The sequence below is a fragment of the Aeromonas mytilicola subsp. aquatica genome (assembly GCF_044336385.1).
Lineage (GTDB): Bacteria > Pseudomonadota > Gammaproteobacteria > Enterobacterales > Aeromonadaceae > Aeromonas > Aeromonas rivipollensis.
The window spans coordinates 2,769,286-2,786,606 of record NZ_CP172298.1 but is presented as its reverse complement, the minus strand read 5'-3'; the positions used below and the strand labels follow the sequence as shown (position 1 = coordinate 2,786,606).

15 protein-coding genes are annotated in these 17,321 nt (G+C 64.9%); 3 read left to right on the top strand and 12 right to left on the bottom strand.

The annotated features are described in order from the left end of the window. Window positions 1-49: 49 nt before the first annotated feature. Complete coding sequence (locus tag ACFWHB_RS12760) at window positions 50-1,714, top strand: AMP-binding protein (protein ID WP_106887040.1); 1,665 nt, start codon at window positions 50-52, stop codon at window positions 1,712-1,714. Window positions 1,715-1,907: 193 nt separating this feature from the next. Here the strand turns inward: ACFWHB_RS12760 and cdd are convergent, their stop codons facing one another. The 3 genes from cdd to ACFWHB_RS12745 all read right to left on the bottom strand — a co-directional run bounded on the left by cdd (window position 1,908) and on the right by ACFWHB_RS12745 (window position 4,069). After that, window positions 1,908-2,789, bottom strand: a complete 882-nt coding sequence (gene cdd / locus ACFWHB_RS12755; protein WP_395948560.1) for a cytidine deaminase — start codon at window positions 2,787-2,789, stop codon at window positions 1,908-1,910. 237 nt (window positions 2,790-3,026) lie between these two features. Continuing rightward, window positions 3,027-3,713 carry an LrgB family protein gene (locus tag ACFWHB_RS12750; protein ID WP_106887038.1) on the bottom strand — a complete coding sequence of 229 codons (687 nt, stop codon included), beginning with the start codon at window positions 3,711-3,713 and terminating at the stop codon, window positions 3,027-3,029. Beyond that, window positions 3,710-4,069 (bottom strand): CidA/LrgA family protein, encoded by a 360-nt coding sequence (locus tag ACFWHB_RS12745; RefSeq protein WP_106887037.1) that lies wholly within the window; start codon window positions 4,067-4,069, stop codon window positions 3,710-3,712. Before ACFWHB_RS12745 ends, ACFWHB_RS12750 begins: the two co-directional genes overlap by 4 nt. Window positions 4,070-4,199: 130 nt before the next feature. Here ACFWHB_RS12745 and ACFWHB_RS12740 point away from each other — a divergent pair, with 130 nt between their 5' ends. Further along, complete coding sequence (locus ACFWHB_RS12740) at window positions 4,200-5,915, top strand: glycoside hydrolase family 36 protein (RefSeq protein ID WP_395948559.1); 1,716 nt, start codon at window positions 4,200-4,202, stop codon at window positions 5,913-5,915. A 59-nt stretch (window positions 5,916-5,974) separates the two neighbouring features. On the opposite strand, the gene ACFWHB_RS12735 is transcribed toward ACFWHB_RS12740, so the two are convergent. From ACFWHB_RS12735 to ACFWHB_RS12710, 6 genes are all read right to left on the bottom strand, one after another. Next, window positions 5,975-6,481 carry a hypothetical protein gene (locus ACFWHB_RS12735; protein WP_106887035.1) on the bottom strand — a complete coding sequence of 169 codons (507 nt, stop codon included), beginning with the start codon at window positions 6,479-6,481 and terminating at the stop codon, window positions 5,975-5,977. Window positions 6,482-6,627: 146 nt separating this feature from the next. Next, window positions 6,628-8,055 carry an exodeoxyribonuclease I gene (gene sbcB / locus ACFWHB_RS12730; RefSeq protein WP_289983001.1) on the bottom strand — a complete coding sequence of 476 codons (1,428 nt, stop codon included), beginning with the start codon at window positions 8,053-8,055 and terminating at the stop codon, window positions 6,628-6,630. Between the two features lie 187 nt (window positions 8,056-8,242). After that, complete coding sequence (locus ACFWHB_RS12725; protein ID WP_395948558.1) at window positions 8,243-8,956, bottom strand: metallophosphoesterase; 714 nt, start codon at window positions 8,954-8,956, stop codon at window positions 8,243-8,245. 263 nt (window positions 8,957-9,219) lie between these two features. Then, window positions 9,220-9,990 (bottom strand): ABC transporter substrate-binding protein, encoded by a 771-nt coding sequence (locus ACFWHB_RS12720; RefSeq protein ID WP_111910938.1) that lies wholly within the window; start codon window positions 9,988-9,990, stop codon window positions 9,220-9,222. 53 nt (window positions 9,991-10,043) lie between these two features. Beyond that, window positions 10,044-10,859 (bottom strand): carbon-nitrogen hydrolase family protein, encoded by an 816-nt coding sequence (locus ACFWHB_RS12715; RefSeq protein WP_395948557.1) that lies wholly within the window; start codon window positions 10,857-10,859, stop codon window positions 10,044-10,046. Window positions 10,860-10,867: 8 nt separating this feature from the next. Continuing rightward, window positions 10,868-12,019: a methionine aminotransferase gene (locus ACFWHB_RS12710; protein ID WP_395948556.1), complete on the bottom strand. Its 1,152-nt coding sequence runs from the start codon at window positions 12,017-12,019 to the stop codon at window positions 10,868-10,870. Window positions 12,020-12,132: 113 nt separating this feature from the next. Here ACFWHB_RS12710 and ACFWHB_RS12705 point away from each other — a divergent pair, with 113 nt between their 5' ends. Continuing rightward, window positions 12,133-13,023 carry a LysR family transcriptional regulator gene (locus ACFWHB_RS12705; RefSeq protein ID WP_395948555.1) on the top strand — a complete coding sequence of 297 codons (891 nt, stop codon included), beginning with the start codon at window positions 12,133-12,135 and terminating at the stop codon, window positions 13,021-13,023. A gap of 111 nt (window positions 13,024-13,134) precedes the next feature. Here ACFWHB_RS12705 and araA read toward each other — a convergent pair whose 3' ends face one another. The 3 genes from araA to ACFWHB_RS12690 are packed head-to-tail and all read right to left on the bottom strand — an operon-like array spanning window position 13,135 to window position 17,021. Continuing rightward, window positions 13,135-14,634, bottom strand: coding sequence for an L-arabinose isomerase (araA, locus tag ACFWHB_RS12700; RefSeq protein WP_395948554.1), 1,500 nt, complete (start codon window positions 14,632-14,634; stop codon window positions 13,135-13,137). Window positions 14,635-14,649: 15 nt separating this feature from the next. Next, window positions 14,650-15,348 (bottom strand): L-ribulose-5-phosphate 4-epimerase, encoded by a 699-nt coding sequence (locus ACFWHB_RS12695; protein ID WP_395948553.1) that lies wholly within the window; start codon window positions 15,346-15,348, stop codon window positions 14,650-14,652. After that, window positions 15,345-17,021, bottom strand: coding sequence for a ribulokinase (locus ACFWHB_RS12690; RefSeq protein WP_395948552.1), 1,677 nt, complete (start codon window positions 17,019-17,021; stop codon window positions 15,345-15,347). The genes ACFWHB_RS12695 and ACFWHB_RS12690 overlap by 4 nt, the downstream gene beginning before the upstream one ends. Window positions 17,022-17,321 lie beyond the last annotated feature (300 nt).

Sequence of the window (17,321 nt, the reverse complement as noted above, 5' to 3'; positions counted from 1 at the left end):
TATCAAAAGGTTAATAATGAGGCTCGCCTTTTGTTTCAGGGATTAAACTATGGCCTCCACCTCACGCATTGCCACCAAACTGCCGCTCGAGATGCTCTATCACTGGGAGCGGCAGTGTCCCGACCGGATCTATCTTCGCCAGACCATCAACCGCGAATACGTCGACTTCACCTGGGGTGAGGTCGCCGACGAGGCGCGCCGCATGGTGACGGCACTGCGCGCCCTGGGGCTGGTCCCAGGGGACAAGGTGGCCCTGCTCTCCAAGAATTGCGCAGAGTGGTTCATCGCCGATCTCGCCATGCAGATGGGACAGTACGTGAGCGTGCCCATCTATCCGACCGCCAACGTCGACACCATCGAATACGTGCTGCGCCACAGCGAGGCCAAGGCCATCTTCGTCGGCAAGCTGGACGACTGGAAGAGCCAGGAGGCGGGGGTGCCCGCGGATCTGCTGCGCATAGCGCTGCCCTATGACACCATGCCGGCCGCCCACCAGTGGGACGCGTTGCTCGATGCCCATGACCCCATCCCGGACAGCCCGGTGCAGGCACCGGATGCCCTGCTGAGCCTGGTCTACACCTCTGGCAGTACCGGCAAGCCCAAGGGCGCCATGCTGAGCGTGGAGCGCTACGCCTGGTCCTGCGAGAAGCTGGTGGAGGCAGTCTCCCTGACGGCCGCGGATCGCGGCTTCTCCTACCTGCCGCTCGCCCACATCACCGAGCGGGTCTACATCTACGGCGGCAGCCTGTTCAGCGGCGCCACCATCGCCTTCCCCGAGTCCCTCGATACCTTCATCGAGGACGTCAAGCGCTGCCGACCCACCGTCTTCATCTCGGTGCCGCGGCTGTGGGCCATGTTCCGCATCAAGATCCACGAGAAGTTGCCCCAGAAGAAGCTGGCGCTGCTGCTCAAGATCCCGCTCATCTCGGGTCTCATCAAGAGCAAGCTGCAAAAGGGGCTGGGGCTGGATCAGGCGCGGGTGCTGGGCTGCGGCTCGGCCCCGGTGGCCCCGGCGCTGCTCGAGTGGTATCACAGCATAGGCATCGAGATCACCGAGGCCTGGGGCATGACCGAGAACCACGCCTACTCCACCCTCAACTACCCCTTCCGGGCGGACAAGATAGGGACTGTGGGCAAGGCGGGCCCAGGGGTGACCCTCAAGATCTCCGACGAGGGTGAGATCCTCTGCCGCTGCGACGGCATGATGCTGGGCTACTACAAGGATCCCGAGCACAGCGCCGAGGCCATCGACGCCGAGGGCTGGCTCCACACCGGTGACATGGGCAAGCTGGACAGGGAGGGCTACCTCACCATCACGGGCCGCATGAAGGACGTGTTCAAGACCGCCAAGGGCAAGTACGTGGCCCCCGTGCCCATCGAGGGGATGCTGGGGCAGGAGCCCATCATAGAGCAGCTGTGCGTCATCGGTTACGGCATGCCGCAACCGGTCGCCCTGGTGCAGCTGGCCGAGAGCGCCATGAAGGGGGACAGGGGGGCGGTCGATGCCCAGCTGGAGGCCGCCCTGACCCGGGTCAACGGCCAGCTCGAATCCCATGCCCGCCTGCGCGGCATCCTGGTGGTCAAGAGCCCCTGGAATATCGAGAACGGGGTGTTGACCCCCACCATGAAGATCCGCCGCCACCTGCTGGAGCAAAAATACGCGGACATAGGCGAGCGCTGGTCCGGTGCCAGGACCATCATCTGGGAGTCCTGACAGGGGCGTGCACTAGTTGGAATATCAATGAGATCAGGGGAGCCGGCGGCTCCCCTGATACATACTGGGCGAAAATCAGCGCGTCGCGGCCAGTGCAGACCCATGATCCCGGGGACTGGCAGGGGTGAAGGTATTTGGAAAATTAATGCAAAAAGGGGAGCCAGTGGCTCCCCTAATACATTCCGGCGCCGGATCAGACCGCCAGGTACTCCAGCTGGACGGATCCCAGGGCCTTGAGGGTCGACTGGGCCGAATCCCGCTGGCTGATCTGGCCATCCTTGCTCTCCAAGAGCACGGCGCGGCGGACTCTGGTGAGCTCCTCGCCACCCAGCACCGCATGGGCGCAGGCCATCTGCATGGGGGGGAGGCTGGGGTTGAAGGCGGCGTTCTCGGCGTAGCGACCGCAGAAGATGCGACCATCCTCGAACTGCAGCGCCACAGCGGCATAGCCCTGGCTGTAGGGGGCATAGCTCTGGCGGGCGGCGGCCAGCGCGGCCTGCCACAGGGGGTCGTCGCTCTCAAGCACCAGCTCGTCGTGGGCCTGGGGGCTCATCAGGGCATCGGTGATCTCGAGATCGGCGGGGCCGAAGGAGTGGGGCAGGAAGGACTGCAGCTCGCTCAGGTCATCCGGCAGGGAGACTTTCAGGGTCTTGGCGGTGCTCAGCTCGTTCATGAACTGGCGGCAGTGACCGCAAGGGGTGTAGTTGACGGTGATCTCACTGATCCCGGTCTCGCCGCCGAGCCAGGCGTTGGAGATGGCGGACTGCTCGGCGTGCACCGAGTGGAACAGCCCCTGACCGGCAAACTCCATGTTGGCGCCAAAATACCAGGCGCCGCTCAGGCCGCAGGCGATGGCGCCGACGAAGAACCTGGAGATGGGGGCGACCGAGCAGGCGGCCGCCAGCGGCAGCAGGGCCAGGCGCAGGGCCCGATCGTCGAGCCTGGTGGCGGCTTTCAGCGTCGCCACCTGTTCAGGGGTAAAACGGGCCTGGAAATCGTCCCCCAGCATGGGCAGCAGGGCGGCCTGGAGCGGGGCGGAAAGGGTCTCGAACGGCTTGGCAAAGCGGGGATGCATACTGTGTCCTCAAAGGCCAATTGGGGGGCCATTGTAGGGAGCAAGCGCGGCTAAATGTGTGAGCGCGCTCACGCCTTGATGGGCAAAGGGCCGGGGATGGTAAAGGAAACGTTTGTCTTTCGCAATCTGTGCGCTTGCTCGCAGCATCAGGGGCATGGCGGTGTCATATGGACTGCTTGAAGGGGCAAAGAGGCCATGGCCGCAGGGGCGGCCATGGCAGAGGGCGTGGCGCCGGGCTCAGGTCAGCCAGTGATAGAGGGCAAACAGCAGGGGGGCGACGGCGGCGGTCAGCACGCCGCACACCACCATGGCGAGCGACGAGAAGGCCCCCTGGGTGACCCCCTGTTCGGCGGAGGCGGCGGTGCCGATGGCGTGGGCACAGGCCCCCATGGCGAGCCCCTGGGCCTCGGGGTCGGTGACCCGCATCAGCCTGAGCAGGGGATAGCCTATCAGGGCCCCCAATATCCCCACCACCACCACCACGGCGGCGGCGATGGCGGGAATGCCGCCGAGGGACTGGCTGACGCTCATGGCGAGCGGCGTGGTGATGGACTTGGTGGCGATGGAGGCGAGCAGGGCCGGATCCGCCCCCATCAGGTGGCCAATGCCCAAGGTGGTGCAGACCGAGATGAGCACAGAGGTGAGGGTGCAGAGGATGATGGGCTTGAGCTTGTCCCGGATCTGGCGGGCCTGCTGATAGAGGGGCAGCGCCAGCGCCACCACGGCGGGCTCCAGCAGGGCAGTGATGGGGGCGGTACCGCGCTGGTACTGATCCAGCGGCAGATCCAGCCAGAGCAGCAGGCCAATGATGACGGCGGTGGGGATCAGCACCGGATTGATGACGGGCCAGGGCAGGCGGCGGTAGAGGGCCCGGGTCATGAAATAGAGCGCCAGGGTCAGGGGAATGGCCAACCAGAACATCATTGTCTGTTCATCCTCTGGTAGAGATGGCCGACGGCGCCCAGGATCAGCACTATGCCGAGCACGACGCAGAGCATGATGAGGCCGAAGGATTGACGCAGGGGCTCGAGCCAGGCCACCAGACCGACGGCGACCGGCACGAACAGGACCCCCATGTGACGCAGCAGCAGGCCGCCCCCCTGTTCGACCCAGGAGAAGCGGATCAGCTGCAAAGAGAGCAGCACGAACAGCAGCAGCATGCCGATGATGCTGCCGGGGAAGGCGAAGGGCAGCAAGGCGGCCAGGACCTTGCCCGCCAGCAGGCAGGCGATGATGACTAGAAAATCACGAAGGTAGCGCAAGGCGCGTTGCAACAGCACGGGGGCCTCATCTTGGCAACTGTGAGCGAGGTCGCAGTTTAACAGGCACGGGGGGCATGGAACAGGGTCAACTGACCCACAGGGGATACAATGGCCCCGGCATCATCCCCATTCACAAGAAGGAGCTCCCATGTCGTACCCCTCTCTCCTGGCCAGATTGCGCCAGTTGCCCGCCGATCCCGCCCTGCCTCCCCAACTGCTGCAAACCCGCCAGTGGGACGGCCCCCTGTGCCGGGTGAGGCTGGACAATACCGGGTCCAGTCCCGAGGTCGTTCGCCACTGGCGGCTGTTTGAGGGGGCGCTTGGGCTCTCTCCCGACGCGGCCATCTACGGAGAGGGGTTCCAGATGCTGGCCCAGACCATGGGCCGCTGGCAGGCCCCAGAGCCGGTGGGTCGCTGCCCCGACGCCAGCGTCTATCGCATCACCGAGGACGACGGCTATCACACAGTCCACAACCTGCTGCTGGTGGCCTGCGAGGGGGGCTGGCTGCTGCTGGCGTTCGCGAGCTGCCACCGCTTCGGCGGCGAGTTCCGCCTCTATCCGGACGGCCGCCTGGAGATAGTGATGAACGCCGAAGGGCGCACCCTCGCACCCGGCCAGCACTGGCAGAGCGAGGCGCTGATCTGCCTGGAGGGGCCGGACAGGGAGGCCCTGCTGGGGTCGCTGGCGGACTATATCGAGGCCGAACACCCTTCGCTGGTGGCGGACCTGGCCGCGCGCCCGAGTGGCTGGTGCTCCTGGTATCACTACTATGCGGACGTGAGCGCCGCCGATATTCGCGAGAACCTGGCGGTGCGGGCGATGCGCTTCCCGGCCCTGCGTTACGTGCAGATAGATGACGGCTATCAGGCCAGGATGGGGGACTGGCTCACCCCTTCATCCAAGTTCGAGCAGGGGGTGGCAACCCTGGCAGGGGAGATCCGCGCCGCTGGCTGCGAGCCCGCGCTCTGGGTCGCCCCCTTCATCGCCGAGCCCGGCTCGCAAGTGTTCCAGCAGCACCCTGACTGGTTCGTGAAGGGGGAGGATGGCCTGCCGCTGCCCTCGGAGCGGGTCACCTACGGCGGCTGGCGCTGCACCCCCTGGTATGTGCTGGACGGCACCCATCCCGAGGTGCAGGCCCACCTCGAACAGGTGTTTCGCACCCTGCGCGAGCAGTGGGGCATCCACTACTTCAAGCTGGATGCCAACTTCTGGGGCGCCATCCACGGGGGCAGCTTCCATGACCCCGCCGCCACCCGGGTCGAGGCCTATAGACGTGGCATGGCCGCCGTGCTGCGCGGTGCAGGGGAGGGGGCCTTCCTGCTCGGCTGCAACGCCCCCATCTGGCCTAGCCTTGGCCTGGTACACGGCATGCGGGTGAGCGATGACGTGGAGCGCCAGGGCCCCCGTTTTCGCCAGATAGCGCGGGAAGCCTTCTGCCGTGCCTGGCAGAACGACCGGCTCTGGGCGCTGGATCCCGACTGCGTCTGCCTGCGGGATATCCCGTGCCAGCACGCCAGCGAGCCCGAGTATCAGTTCCACCTGGCCGCCCTGGTGGCGAGCGGCGGCATGGTGCTGGCCGGCGACCGGCTGCAGGATCTGGACGAGGTGCAGGGGACGCACCTTGGCAAGCTGCTGGCCCTGTGCGCGGCGCGCACCCCGGCGGCCCGTTTCGATGACATGGGGTTTGGCCGCGGCCGGGTGGCCCTGCCCGGGGGCGGCGAGCTGCTCTGCCTGTTCAACTGGGGCGAGCATGCTGCACAGTTTGAGCTGCCAGCAGGGGGCACGGATTTCTGGGACGACACTGCCCTGGGAGAGACGCTGGAACTGGCGGGGGGCCAGGGGCGGGTGATCCGCTACTCCTGAATGCTGCACTCAGCAAAAAAGGCTCCCTATGGAGCCTTTTTATCGGGTGGGGTTGACCCCTAGAAGTGCCACTCCATCCCGATGGCGTAGTTGGCGGAGCCATAACCCGGGATCTCGTTGCTGGAGGCGAGCGCCTTGAGGGTCAGGCGGGCGCCCAAGGGAATGCCGAGCCCCATGCCGATGGCGACCTCGTCGCTCTGATCCCCCATCATGTCGACCCGCAGGGTGCGATAGAGGGAGAGATCCTGGCTCATCTGGGCATAGATCTGGGACGACTTGTTGTAGAGCTGACCGAAGATCTCCATCTGGAAGCCGTTCTGGGGCGTGATGGCCAGGGGAATGCCGGCGAAGCGATAGAGATCCGAGTGGTTGAAATAGCTGTTGGTGATCTGGGGGGTGAAGTCGGTCTGCTGATAGAGGGTGCTGAAGTTGCGCTCTATGAGCTGATAGGTCTGCTCCGGTAGACGCAGCAGATAGTCCGGCACCTCGAAACGTACCCCGGCCAGGGTGGCCTGGGGCAGCAAGGCACAAGCGACAAGAGTGAGAGCAGGCAGTGCTGAACGCATATAACGAAAGATCCCCAACAGTCGAGGCGCGGCATCCATGCCGGCAGCGCATGTAATCATCAAACTATCAGGAGCTTGGCTCCCCTGCTCATTATGTCGCGGGCGCGGGGAGCCGACAGGGTTTTAAGTGTGAAACGCCTCACATCTCATAGATCTTCCAGATAGTGATAGAGACTCTTTAGGATCGCAAAGTTCCGTTCGTTACTCTGATTCTGCTCCGCCAGCGCCTCGAGACGGGGCACATAGTCCGGCAGACGGCGGCTGAAGTAGTCGCTACAGTGCAGGCGCCAGCGCTTCTGCTCAGCTTCGCTCAAGGTGTGGGGCCAGTTGCGGGCACGGTAGCGGAACAGCATCTCCGGCAGTCGTGAGTCGGTGAAGGCAAACTCCCGCTCCCCCAGCAGATCCGCCGGGGTGGCGCGCACCAGATCCATGGTGGACTTGTCGCCGTGACCGAAGAAACCGGCGTAGAGCTGGGTATCGGGATCGCTGTCATTGCTGCCGGCAAACTCCTGATTGAACACCTCCACCAGTTTTTCCCGCACCTCGGGATGGGCCCGCAGCAGATCCAGGCTCTTGCGGCACTGCTCCCTGTCTATGCCAAGCTGGTCGGCCCGCTCCGGGGTCAGGGTGGCGGCCGGCGCCAGCACGGGGCACTTGTTGATGTGCACAAGCTTGACCGGAATGGCCGCCAGATCCCCGAGATCATCCTTCCTGGTGTAGAGGCGCTCGCGGATCTCCTCGCTCGTGAGCTCGACAAGCGGCGTCGGGTCACGGGTCAGATCCACCATGATCACCGCATTCTGGTTGCTGGGATGCCAGGCCAGCGGCGACACCCAGCTTGCGCACCCCTGCCAGGGGGAGAACATGCCGGAGACGTGGACCAGGGGCTTCATGGTCACCACGTCGATGAGCGCCTTCACCTTGTTCTTGTTGCGCAGGGCAAACAGGTAGTCAAACAGCTTGGGCTGGGCCTTTTTCACCAGCTTGGCCATCTCTATGGTGGCCAAGACGTCGGAGAGCGCGTCGTGGGCGTTGGCGTGGGCCACGCCGTTGGCCACCGTCAGCCTCTCCAGCTTGAAGCTCGGCTTGCCCTCGTCGTCGAGGGCCCACTCTATCCCCTCCGGGCGCAGGGCATAGCAGGCCCTCAGCATGTCGAGGATATCCCAGCGGGAGTTGCCGTTCTGCCAGGCGTAGGCGTAGGGGTCATAGAAGTTGCGATAGAGGGTGTAGCGGGTCACTTCATCATCGAAGCGGATGCTGTTGTAGCCCAGCACGCAGGTGTTCGGGGTGGCGAACTGCTCGTGAATTTGGCGAATGAAGTCCGCCTCGCAGAGCCCGTCCTTCATCGCCTTCTGCGGCGTGATGCCGGTGATGAGACAGGCTTCTGGCTCCGGCAGGTAGTCCGCGGGCGGCTTGCAATAGATCACCAGCGGCTCGCCGATGATGTTGAAATCGGCGTCGGTGCGAATGCCCGCAAACTGCGACGGCCTGTCCCTGGCGGGGCTGATGCCGAAGGTCTCGTAGTCGTGGAAGTAGAAGGTGGGCTCGCTGCCGGGCTGTGCTGTTTTGCTCATGTTGCTCGAGGTGAGGTGTCCGATGGCGGCGCCATGGCGCCTGGGTGGGCAGTGCCATGCACCGCAGTTGCCAGCATGGTAAACCATAGCGCAGGCAGAGCGAAGCCCGGGCGCCCTGGCTGCCGGTTTATTGAACGCTCATGGGCGTCGGCTCAGAGGGCGGTACCTGACTGCGGCTGGATGGGGCTTATCGGGTTGTACCCGGCAGCGGCATCAGGGTGTGCAGGTCGAGCAGGGTGAAGTAGCCGCCTTCGTCGGGATACCAGCCGCCGGTGTCTATGTAGTAGACATTGCCAAGGCGGGCCGGGCGGCCTACCGGGGTGTGGCCCACCACCAGGGCGACGAGACCCTCGACGCCGCTCTCGTCCAGCCCCTCGATGCGACGCCTTGACCAGAGACAGACGTTCTTGATGGCCCTAAGCCTGCCGCCGCTCACCCCCGCATCAAGTTTGTCCAGCAGCCCCTGCCAGGAGGAGAAGGGGCAATCGGCGTGGAGCAGCCCGACCGGGCCGGCCGGGGTGGCCACCTCGATGGCGATAGGCAGGGTGCGGTAGTGGGCGGCGAACGCCCTCTGCTCGTCCGGGGTCAGCTGCTGAAACCAGCCGCCGCCGTTCTGGATCCAGTTTTCCCGATCGCAGCTCTCGTAACGGCAGACGTAGTCGTCGTGATTGCCGCAGACAGGGTGAAACCAGGGCTTGGCCAGCCACTCGAGTACCGCTGGGCAGTCGGGGCCGCGATCCGTCAGATCGCCGACGGAGAAGAGGCGATCCCGAGCGGGGTCGAATCCCGCCTGGTTCAGAGCCTGTTCCAGCTGCGAAAAGTAGCCGTGGATATCGCCGACGGCGAGATCCCGTCCCAGAGGATTGCAGGAGAAGCGTCTGATGAGTGGGGACGGGTTCATGGCTTGCCTCCTTGTCTGGTTTGACCGGCTCGCGGCGCCGCCGGATGACCTATGGGGGATCAAGGGCTCGTGGACAAGTGCAGCATGGCATGCTCTGCCTCGCCATAGTAGAGGCAGATGGGGGGGGGCTTTCGCGTCGAGGTGACAGGCGCCTGCATAAAGGAGGGCCGTTTGCCCCGTTGCCGGCAGAACCCAGGTAAAAAAATGCCAGTCGGTGTCGACTGGCATGCAAGGTATGGCCTGACGGATGCCCGTCGTCGTGATCAGAGCAGGTCTTCGAGCTGGTACTTCTTGAGCAAGGTGTCGAAGGTGCCATCGGCCTTGACGCTCTCGATGGCGGCATCGAACTGGCTCTTGAGCTTGTCATCGTTTTTGCGCAGGGCTACCGCCACCCCTTCTCCCAGGATCTTGTCCTGAGTGCCGTTGTACTGGGGACCGACGAAGGCGAACTGCTTGCCCATCTCCTTGTCGAGGAAGCCGACCTTCAATTGCACCATGTTGCCGAAGGTGTAGTCGGCGCGGCTGGACTGCAGATCCAGCATGGGGGACTGGGCGTTGACGTAGCGCTTGATCTTGGCCACGTCACCGTAGCGGGCGGTGATGAAGTTGTCCTGGGGCGTGCCTTCCTGCACCGCTATCACCTTGTCCTTGAAGTGCTCAGGGGTGTCGGCAAAGTCGGCCGCCTTGTCGCTGCGCCCCACGAAGCGGTTCTGCATCATGTAGTAGACCTGGCTGAAGGCGACCTTCTGGCGCCGCTCGTCCGTGATGTTCATGGAGGACATGATGGCGTCGTACTTGCGCACCTGCAGGCCGGGGAGCAGGGCATCCCAGGGCTGATTGATCACCTCGCACTCTGTCTTCATGGCCGCGCACAGGGCATAGGCCAGATCCACTTCGAAGCCGCCGAGCTTGCCGCTGCTGTCGACCATTTCGAAGGGGGGATAGGTGGCGTCGGTGGCGATCACCAGGGGTTTGGCGGCCGCCTGGCCGGCGGTGGCCAGGGCCAGCATCATCATCAGTGTGTTGAGTTTCATGGTCAGTCCCTTGAAGTGTGGTGTCATTCCTATGGTTCTAAATGGTGCCGGCCTCAGGGGCCGACGGCTATCTTGCGATGAGTGAGGGCCGGCAGCTGGCTGCGCACCTTGCGCTGGGCCGCCAGATCCAGGGTGGCGATGGCCAGTCCCTGACCCTCCTCTACCTGGGCCAGCACCCGGCCCCAGGGATCGATGATCATGCTGTGGCCGAAGGTGCGGCGCCCGCCGGGGTGCTCTCCCCCCTGGGCCGAGGCCAGCACGAAGGCGAGGTTTTCCACCGCTCTGGCCCGCAGCAGCAGCTCCCAGTGCGCCAGCCCAGTGGTGTGGGTGAAGGCCGCTGGCAGGGCGATAAAGTCGGGGGCGGGCCCCAGGCGAAACAGCTCGGGGAAGCGCAGGTCGTAGCAGATCCCGAAGCGCAGCAGCCCCCAGGGCAGGGGATGGCTCACCACCTCCCGGCCCGGGCTCATGGTCGCGGCCTCGTCATACTGCTCCTGCCCGGTGCAAAAGCCAAACAGGTGCAGCTTGTCATAGCGGCTGGCCAACTGCCCTCGCGGGTCGATCAGCAGGCTGCTGTTGTGCATCTTGCCGGGCTCGTCGCTTTCAAGGGGCAGGGTGCCAGCCAGTATCCAGATCCCGAGCTCCCGGGCCAGCCCCTGGGCCCAGGCCAACAGAGGGTGATCGCTCACGGGGGCGGCCAGGGCCACCCGTGCCCGCTCGTCGGCAGGCATCAGGTAGAAGTATTCGGGCAGCAGGGCCAGCTCGGCCCCCTCGGCTGCGGCCTGACGCAGCAGCGCCTCGGCCTGGGCCAGGTTGTGGTCGAGACTGTCCCCCGACACCATCTGCAGGACGGCAACGCGTACTGAGTCCATGGTGCCTCCTAGACGCCGCACAGGCGCTCGGCGCCCGCCAGCAGGGTGTCGTCATCCTTGGAGAAGGAGAGGCGGATGACCCGCTGATCCGTGCCGTCGTGATAGAAGGCGGAGACGGGTATGGTGGCGACCCCGTGGTCGCGGATGAGGCGCTGCACGAAGAGGCTGTCCGGCTCGTCGCTGATCCGTTCATAGCTCGCCAGCATGAAGAAGCTGCCGGCGGAGGGGAGCAGGGTAAAGCGCGAGTCCGCCAGGGCCGAGACCAGCAGGTCCCGCTTGCGCTGGTAGAAGGCCGCCAGCCCCTGGTAGTGGGCCGGTTGCTGCAACAGGTGGGCGAAGCCGTACTGCATGGGGGTGTCGGCGGCGAACATGGCAAACTGGTGCACCTTGCGGATCTCCTCCATCAGGGGGCGGGGCGCCACGCAGTAACCCACTCGCCAGCCGGTGACGTGGAAGGTCTTGCCGAAGGAGAAGACGGCGACGGAGCGCTCCACCAGCTCGGGGTAACGGATCACGCTCTGGTGCAGGGCGCCGTCGAATACCACGTGCTCGTACACCTCGTCCGAGAGGATCAGGATGTCGGTGCCGCGCACCAGGCGGGCGAGCTGCTCCTGATCCCCCGCCTGCCAGACGGTGCCGGTGGGATTGTGGGGGGTGTTGAGCACTATCATGCGGGTGCGGGGTGTGATGCGGGCCGCCACCTCATCCCAGGGGATGGCAAAATGGGGGGCCTTGAGGGCGATCACCACAGGGGTGGCCCCCTGCAGCTGGATCATGGGGCGGTAGCTGTCGAACGCCGGCTCGAACATGATCACCTCGTCCCCCGGGTGCACCAGGGCTGTGATGGCGCAGAACAGGGCCTCGCTGGCGCTGGCGGTGATGGTGATTTCCTCGCCCGCGTCATAGTGGTGGCCATAGCTGGTCCCTATCTTGGCCGCGAGCTGCTCGCGCAGGGCGGGCAGCCCCGTCATGGGGGCATACTGGTTCTCCCCGGCCAGCATGGCCTCGTGGGTCACCCGGATGAGCTCGGGATCGCAGGGGAAACTCGGGGCCCCCTGGGAGAGGTTGATGCTGGGATGGCGGGCAGCCAGATCCCCGATCACGCTGAAGATGGTGGTGCCCACTTGGGGCAGTTTGCTGACAATGCGGGGGGAAGACATGGCGCCGTCACCGATGTGTGTGAAAGATGTCCCTTTTTAGCCCTCGCTTCCTTGCCGGACAACGGATTATTCGGCATGTTATGCATGAGTTTTTCTCAAGCATGGAGGCTTGTATGTTGTCCAGCCAACCCCGCAGCCAGTTGCCCCTGTATGGCTTGCAGGTTTTCGAGTGTTCTGCCCGCCATCTGAGTTTCACCCTGGCCGCCGATGAGCTGTGCGTGAGCCAGGGGGCGGTGAGCAAGCAGATCGCCCAGCTGGAGGCCCGCCTCGGTCATCTGCTGTTCGTGCGCGGCACCCGCTGCCTCACCCTGACCCCGGCCGCCGAGCGGTTGCTGCCCTTCGTTCGCGAAGGGCTGGCCCGCATGGGGGAGGGGCTCAGCGCCCTGCAAACCCTGCCCCACGAGCAGGCCATCAGCATCAAGGTGCCCTCCTGCGCCAGCCGCTGGCTGCTGCGACGGTTGCAGGCGTTCGAGGGGGAGGCAGTCGAAGTGCGCGGCAGCCACAGCCATGGCATCGACTTCTCCCGGGAGTCCTTCGATCTCGCCATCGTCTATCAATCCTGTCAGGCCAGGTACCCTCATAGCCAGCCGCTGTTCCAGGAGCGGCTGACCCCGGTCTGTGCCCCCGCCTTTGCCGCCAAGCACCGCCTGTTCGAGCGCACCATAGAAGAGCTGCCCCGGCTGCCGCTGCTCCATGCCAGCGCGGATCGGCGGGACTGGCGCAACTGGTTTGCCGCCTTCCTCTCCACCCCCTGGCAGCCCCAGGGCGGCCAGCTATTCGATACCCTGGACCTGGCGATGAATGCCGCCTTGCAGGGATTCGGCCTCTCACTCGGGGATCCCACAATCGTGGCCGAGGAGCTGGAGAGCGGTGCCCTGGTGGCACCCTTTGCCCCCGTGCTGGAGACGGACCACGAGTACGCCCTGCTCGCACGGCCCGACAGCCAGCGTCAGGGGGTGGCCCGCACCTGTCACTGGTTGCTGGAGAGCCGCGACCAGCCCTGATCGCCGTCAGTGCCTCCCCTGACGGGGTGACATCTGTCTGCCCCATCAAAAAAACAACAGCCCCGCTGGCGGGGCTGTTGTCATTGTGGGGGTCGCTGGCCGATTAAGGAGTCAGTGGCAGATCTTGTAGTAGACCTCGTTCCAGCGCAGGGTCTCCTTGAGCGCGGGGATCCGGGTGTGCTCGTCGATCACCACGAACTCTATGCCCATGATGTCGGCGAAGGTGCGCAACTGCTCTATGTCCACCGATTGGGTGAAGACGGAGTGGTGGGCGGCCCCCGCCAGGATCCAGGCCTCGGCGCTGGTTTGCAGGTCGGGCATGGGTTGCCACAGGGCGCTGGCCACCGGGAGTTTCGGCATGGCCTCTGGCAAGTCCACCACCTCCAGCTGATTGACCACCAGTCTGAAGCGATTGCCGAGATCGATGAGGCTGGCATTGACCGCCTTGCCGGCCGGGGCCGCGAACAGCAGGCGGGCCGGATCGGCCTTCTTGCCTATCCCCAGGTGCTGGGCGTCCAGCACGGGTTTGCCTGAGGCGATGGAGGGGCAGACCTCCAGCATGTGGGCCCCCAGCACCAGGTTGTTGCCCGCCTCCAGGTGGTAGGTGTAGTCCTCCATGAAGGAGGCGCCGCCCGCAAGACCGGCCCCCATCACCTTGAGGGTGCGCAGCAGAGCCGCCGTCTTCCAGTCCCCTTCGGCCCCAAAGCCGAAGCCTTGCTGCATCAGGCGCTGGCAGGCGAGCCCCGGCAGCTGGTGCAGGCCGTGGAGATCCTCAAAGGTGGTGGTAAAGGCGCCAAAACCGCCGTCGGTGAGGAACTTCTTCATCCCCAGCTCCTGGCGCGCCGCCTCACGGAGGGAGGCACGCAGCGGCCCACCCGCCTGCACCGCCTCGGTCAGGGTGTAGGTCTGCTCGTATTCGGCCAGCAGCGCCTCGATGTCGCTGTCAGGCACGGCGTCGATCACTTTGACCAGATCGCCGACCGGGTGGTAGTTCACCTGATAGCCGAACTGGATCTGTGCTTCGATCTTGTCGCCCTCGGTGACCGCCACGTTGCGCATGTTGTCGCCAAAGCGGGCGATCTTCAGGTGGCGGCTGTCGTGGATGGCGGCGGCAACTCGCATCCAGTTGCCAATCTTCTGCCTGGCCTCTTCATCCTGCCAGTGGCCCACCACCACGGTGCGGGGCAGCCGCAGCCGGGCCCCCATGAAACCGAACTCGCGCCCGCCGTGGGCGGTCTGGTTCAGGTTCATGAAGTCCATGTCGATCTCGCTCCACGGCAGATCCCGGTTGAACTGGGTGTGGAACTGCAGCAGGGGTTTTTGCAGCTGACTCAGGGCCGGGATCCACATCTTGGCGGGGGAGAAGGTGTGCATCCACACCATGAGCCCCACGCACTGCTCGCTGTGGTTGGCATCGCGAGCGACGCTGCTTATCTCGTCGAGTGTGGTGCCTGTGGGCTTGAGCACTATCTTGAGGGGCAAATTCGCCCCCTCGTTGAGCTGGCTGGTGATGGTGTGGGCGTGATCGGCCACCTGCTTCAAGGTGGTGGCGCCATACAGGTGCTGGCTGCCGACCAGGAACCACACTTCCAGCTGTTTCATCAATTCCATCTTGGTGTCCTCTTTTTACGCTTTTGTCTGGCCGTAATAGGCGTGTTTGCCATGTTTGCGCTGGTAGTGCTTCTCCAGCAGGTAATGGGGCAGGGGGCGGGCTGCGGGGTTGATCTGGCCGGTGAGCCAGGCCATGCGGGCCACTTCTTCCAGCACCACGGCGTTGTGCACAGCATCATCGGGGCTCTTGCCCCAGCTGAAGGGACCGTGGTTGGCCACCAGCACCCCCGGCATGGTGAGGATGGGGGTCTGTTTGAGGGTCTCGACGATGAGATGACCGGTCAGCCCCTCGTAGTCCTCCTCCACTTCCCCCGGGGTGAGCAGGCGGGAGCAGGGGATCTCGCCGTTGAAGTAGTCGGCCTGGGTGGTGCCGAAAATCGGAATGGGGCGTCCGGCCTGGGCCCAGGCGGTGGCGTGGGTGGAGTGGGTGTGCACCACGCCGCCAAGTTCGGGATAGGTGCGATAGAGCACCAGGTGGGTGGCGGTGTCGGAGGAGGGACGCAAGGACCCTTCCACCTGCTTGCCCGCGAGATCCAGCACCACCATGTCCTCGGCCCGCATCCGCTCGTAGCTGACGCCGCTCGGCTTTATCACCACCAGACCCTGTTCCCGGTCTATGCCGCTCACGTTGCCCCAGGTGAAGGTCACCAGACCGTGGCGCGGCAGATCCAGGTTGGCGGCGAGTACCTGCTCCTTGAGGGTGTTGAGGCTCATGTCAGTGCCCCCCGGTTGTAGAGGGGTTCGGCGGCGGCGCCCCAGGCGAGGTAGCGCTGGTAGAGCCGCTCATACTCGGCGACCCGCCCCGGATCCGGCTGGTGGGTGCGCTCCACGGCGCTCGCCATGTGGCGCTGGGCATCAGCCACATCGGCGTAGAGACCGGCCGCCACGGCGGCAAAGATGGCCGCCCCCAGAGCGCAGCACTGATCCGAGGCCACCACCTGGATGGGGCGATTCATCACATCGGCGCAGGTCTGCATCACAGTCGTTGATTTGCGGGCTATGCCGCCGAGCGCGATGACCTGCTCCACCGGCACCTGCTGGCTCGTCATGCACTCCATGATGCTGCGGGCCCCGAAGGCGGTGGAGGCCACCAGGGCGCCGAACAGGTCGGGCGCATCCGTGCCGAGGTTGATGCCCGTGAGGGTGCCCTGCAGGCGCTGGTTGGCATAGGGGGTGCGGCGGCCGTTGAACCAGTCGAGCACCACCGGCAGGTGGGCGAGATCGCGCTGCTGCTCCCAGGCGGCGGCGAGGCTCGGCAACAGCTCCCGCTTGTGGGCCTCGATGGCGGTACGAAGCTCGGGGTATTGGGCGGCGAGGCTCTCCAGCGGCCAGCCGAGCTGGCGCTGATACCAGGCATAGATGTCGCCGAACGCCGATTGTCCCGCCTCCAGCCCCACCATGCCCGGCACCACGCTGCCGTCCACCTGGCCGCAGATCCCGGCAATGGCCCGATCGCCTATGGTGGCCTCATCCGCGATCAGGATGTCGCAGGTGGAGGTGCCTATCACCTTGACCAGCGCATTGTTGCCGGCCCCGGCCCCCACAGCCCCCATGTGGCAGTCAAAGGCGCCGCCGGCGATCACCACCTCGCAGGAGAGGTGCAGCCGCTCGGCCCACTCCGGGGTCAGGGTGCCGACCGGCAGATCGGCGGTCCAGCTGTCGGTAAAGAGGGGGAAGTCGAGATCCTCGGTCAACAGCGGATCCAGCGCGTTGAGAAAGTCGGCGGCAGGCAGACCACCCCAGCTCGGGTGCCAGAGGGACTTGTGACCGGCGGCGCAGCGCCCGCGCTTGAGGGTCGCCGGGGCCTGGGTGCCGCTCAGTATGGCGGGCACCCAGTCACACAGCTCGACCCAGTTGCAGGCGGCGGCGCGCACTGCCGCATCGGCTCGGGAGACGTGCAGTATCTTGGCCCAGAACCACTCGGAGGAGTAGATGCCGCCTATGTAGCGGCTGTAGTCGGGGAACTGGCCGCCGTGACACAGCGCCGTGATGGCCTCGGCCTCCTCGATGGCGGTGTGATCCTTCCACAGCACGAACATGGCGTTGGGGTTGTCGGCAAATTCCGGGCGCAGGGCCAGCACCCGCCCTTCCTCATCGATAGGGGCCGGGGTGGAGCCGGTGCTGTCCACCCCTATGCCGCGCACTGCGGTTCGCTGGGTTGGGGTGAGCTGGCTCACCACAGCCACCACCGCCTGCTCCATGGATTCGATGTAGTCGAGGGGGTGGTGGCGGAACTGGTTGGTGACCGGCTGGCAGTAGTGGCCGGCCTGCCAGCGCGGGTAATAGACGACATGGGTCGCCAGCTCGGCGCCGTCCTGGCAGCGCACGGCGAGTGCCCTGACCGAGTCGCTGCCGAAATCGAGTCCGATGACGATGTGCTCAGACATATGTGCTCCTGACCATCAATGAGGGGTGACTGGGGAGGAACCATAGGAGATGCACCGAACGGACGGTTAGCCATTGGCTGCTGGAAATATGGATTTAAACGCTACAAGCGCAAGAGAGTGACCCTGGTCGAGGATTCCGTATGTAACGATTTTGCTAAATATATAGACAAAATGGCTGCAATCTCATGGCGTGATCCTGCTCTCCATTTTTCCATGTGAAAACGATTACAACTTGGTTCGCTCATCTAGCAACAACAATAACGTCATGTTTGGACATGTTTTTATGTGGCGGTCAGAGGA

Coding starts and splice junctions, on each gene's coding strand:
- ACFWHB_RS12715 (WP_395948557.1), bottom strand. CDS start 10,859: ATGGACTCAGTACGCGTTGCCGTCCTGCAGATGGTGTCGGGGGACAGT.
- cdd (WP_395948560.1), bottom strand. CDS start 2,789: ATGCATCCCCGCTTTGCCAAGCCGTTCGAGACCCTTTCCGCCCCGCTC.
- ACFWHB_RS12710 (WP_395948556.1), bottom strand. CDS start 12,019: ATGTCTTCCCCCCGCATTGTCAGCAAACTGCCCCAAGTGGGCACCACC.
- ACFWHB_RS12695 (WP_395948553.1), bottom strand. CDS start 15,348: ATGAGCCTCAACACCCTCAAGGAGCAGGTACTCGCCGCCAACCTGGAT.
- ACFWHB_RS12735 (WP_106887035.1), bottom strand. CDS start 6,481: ATGCGTTCAGCACTGCCTGCTCTCACTCTTGTCGCTTGTGCCTTGCTG.
- araA (WP_395948554.1), bottom strand. CDS start 14,634: ATGGAATTGATGAAACAGCTGGAAGTGTGGTTCCTGGTCGGCAGCCAG.
- ACFWHB_RS12705 (WP_395948555.1), top strand. CDS start 12,133: ATGTTGTCCAGCCAACCCCGCAGCCAGTTGCCCCTGTATGGCTTGCAG.
- ACFWHB_RS12720 (WP_111910938.1), bottom strand. CDS start 9,990: ATGAAACTCAACACACTGATGATGATGCTGGCCCTGGCCACCGCCGGC.
- ACFWHB_RS12690 (WP_395948552.1), bottom strand. CDS start 17,021: ATGTCTGAGCACATCGTCATCGGACTCGATTTCGGCAGCGACTCGGTC.
- ACFWHB_RS12760 (WP_106887040.1), top strand. CDS start 50: ATGGCCTCCACCTCACGCATTGCCACCAAACTGCCGCTCGAGATGCTC.
- ACFWHB_RS12725 (WP_395948558.1), bottom strand. CDS start 8,956: ATGAACCCGTCCCCACTCATCAGACGCTTCTCCTGCAATCCTCTGGGA.
- ACFWHB_RS12740 (WP_395948559.1), top strand. CDS start 4,200: ATGTCGTACCCCTCTCTCCTGGCCAGATTGCGCCAGTTGCCCGCCGAT.
- ACFWHB_RS12750 (WP_106887038.1), bottom strand. CDS start 3,713: ATGATGTTCTGGTTGGCCATTCCCCTGACCCTGGCGCTCTATTTCATG.
- sbcB (WP_289983001.1), bottom strand. CDS start 8,055: ATGAGCAAAACAGCACAGCCCGGCAGCGAGCCCACCTTCTACTTCCAC.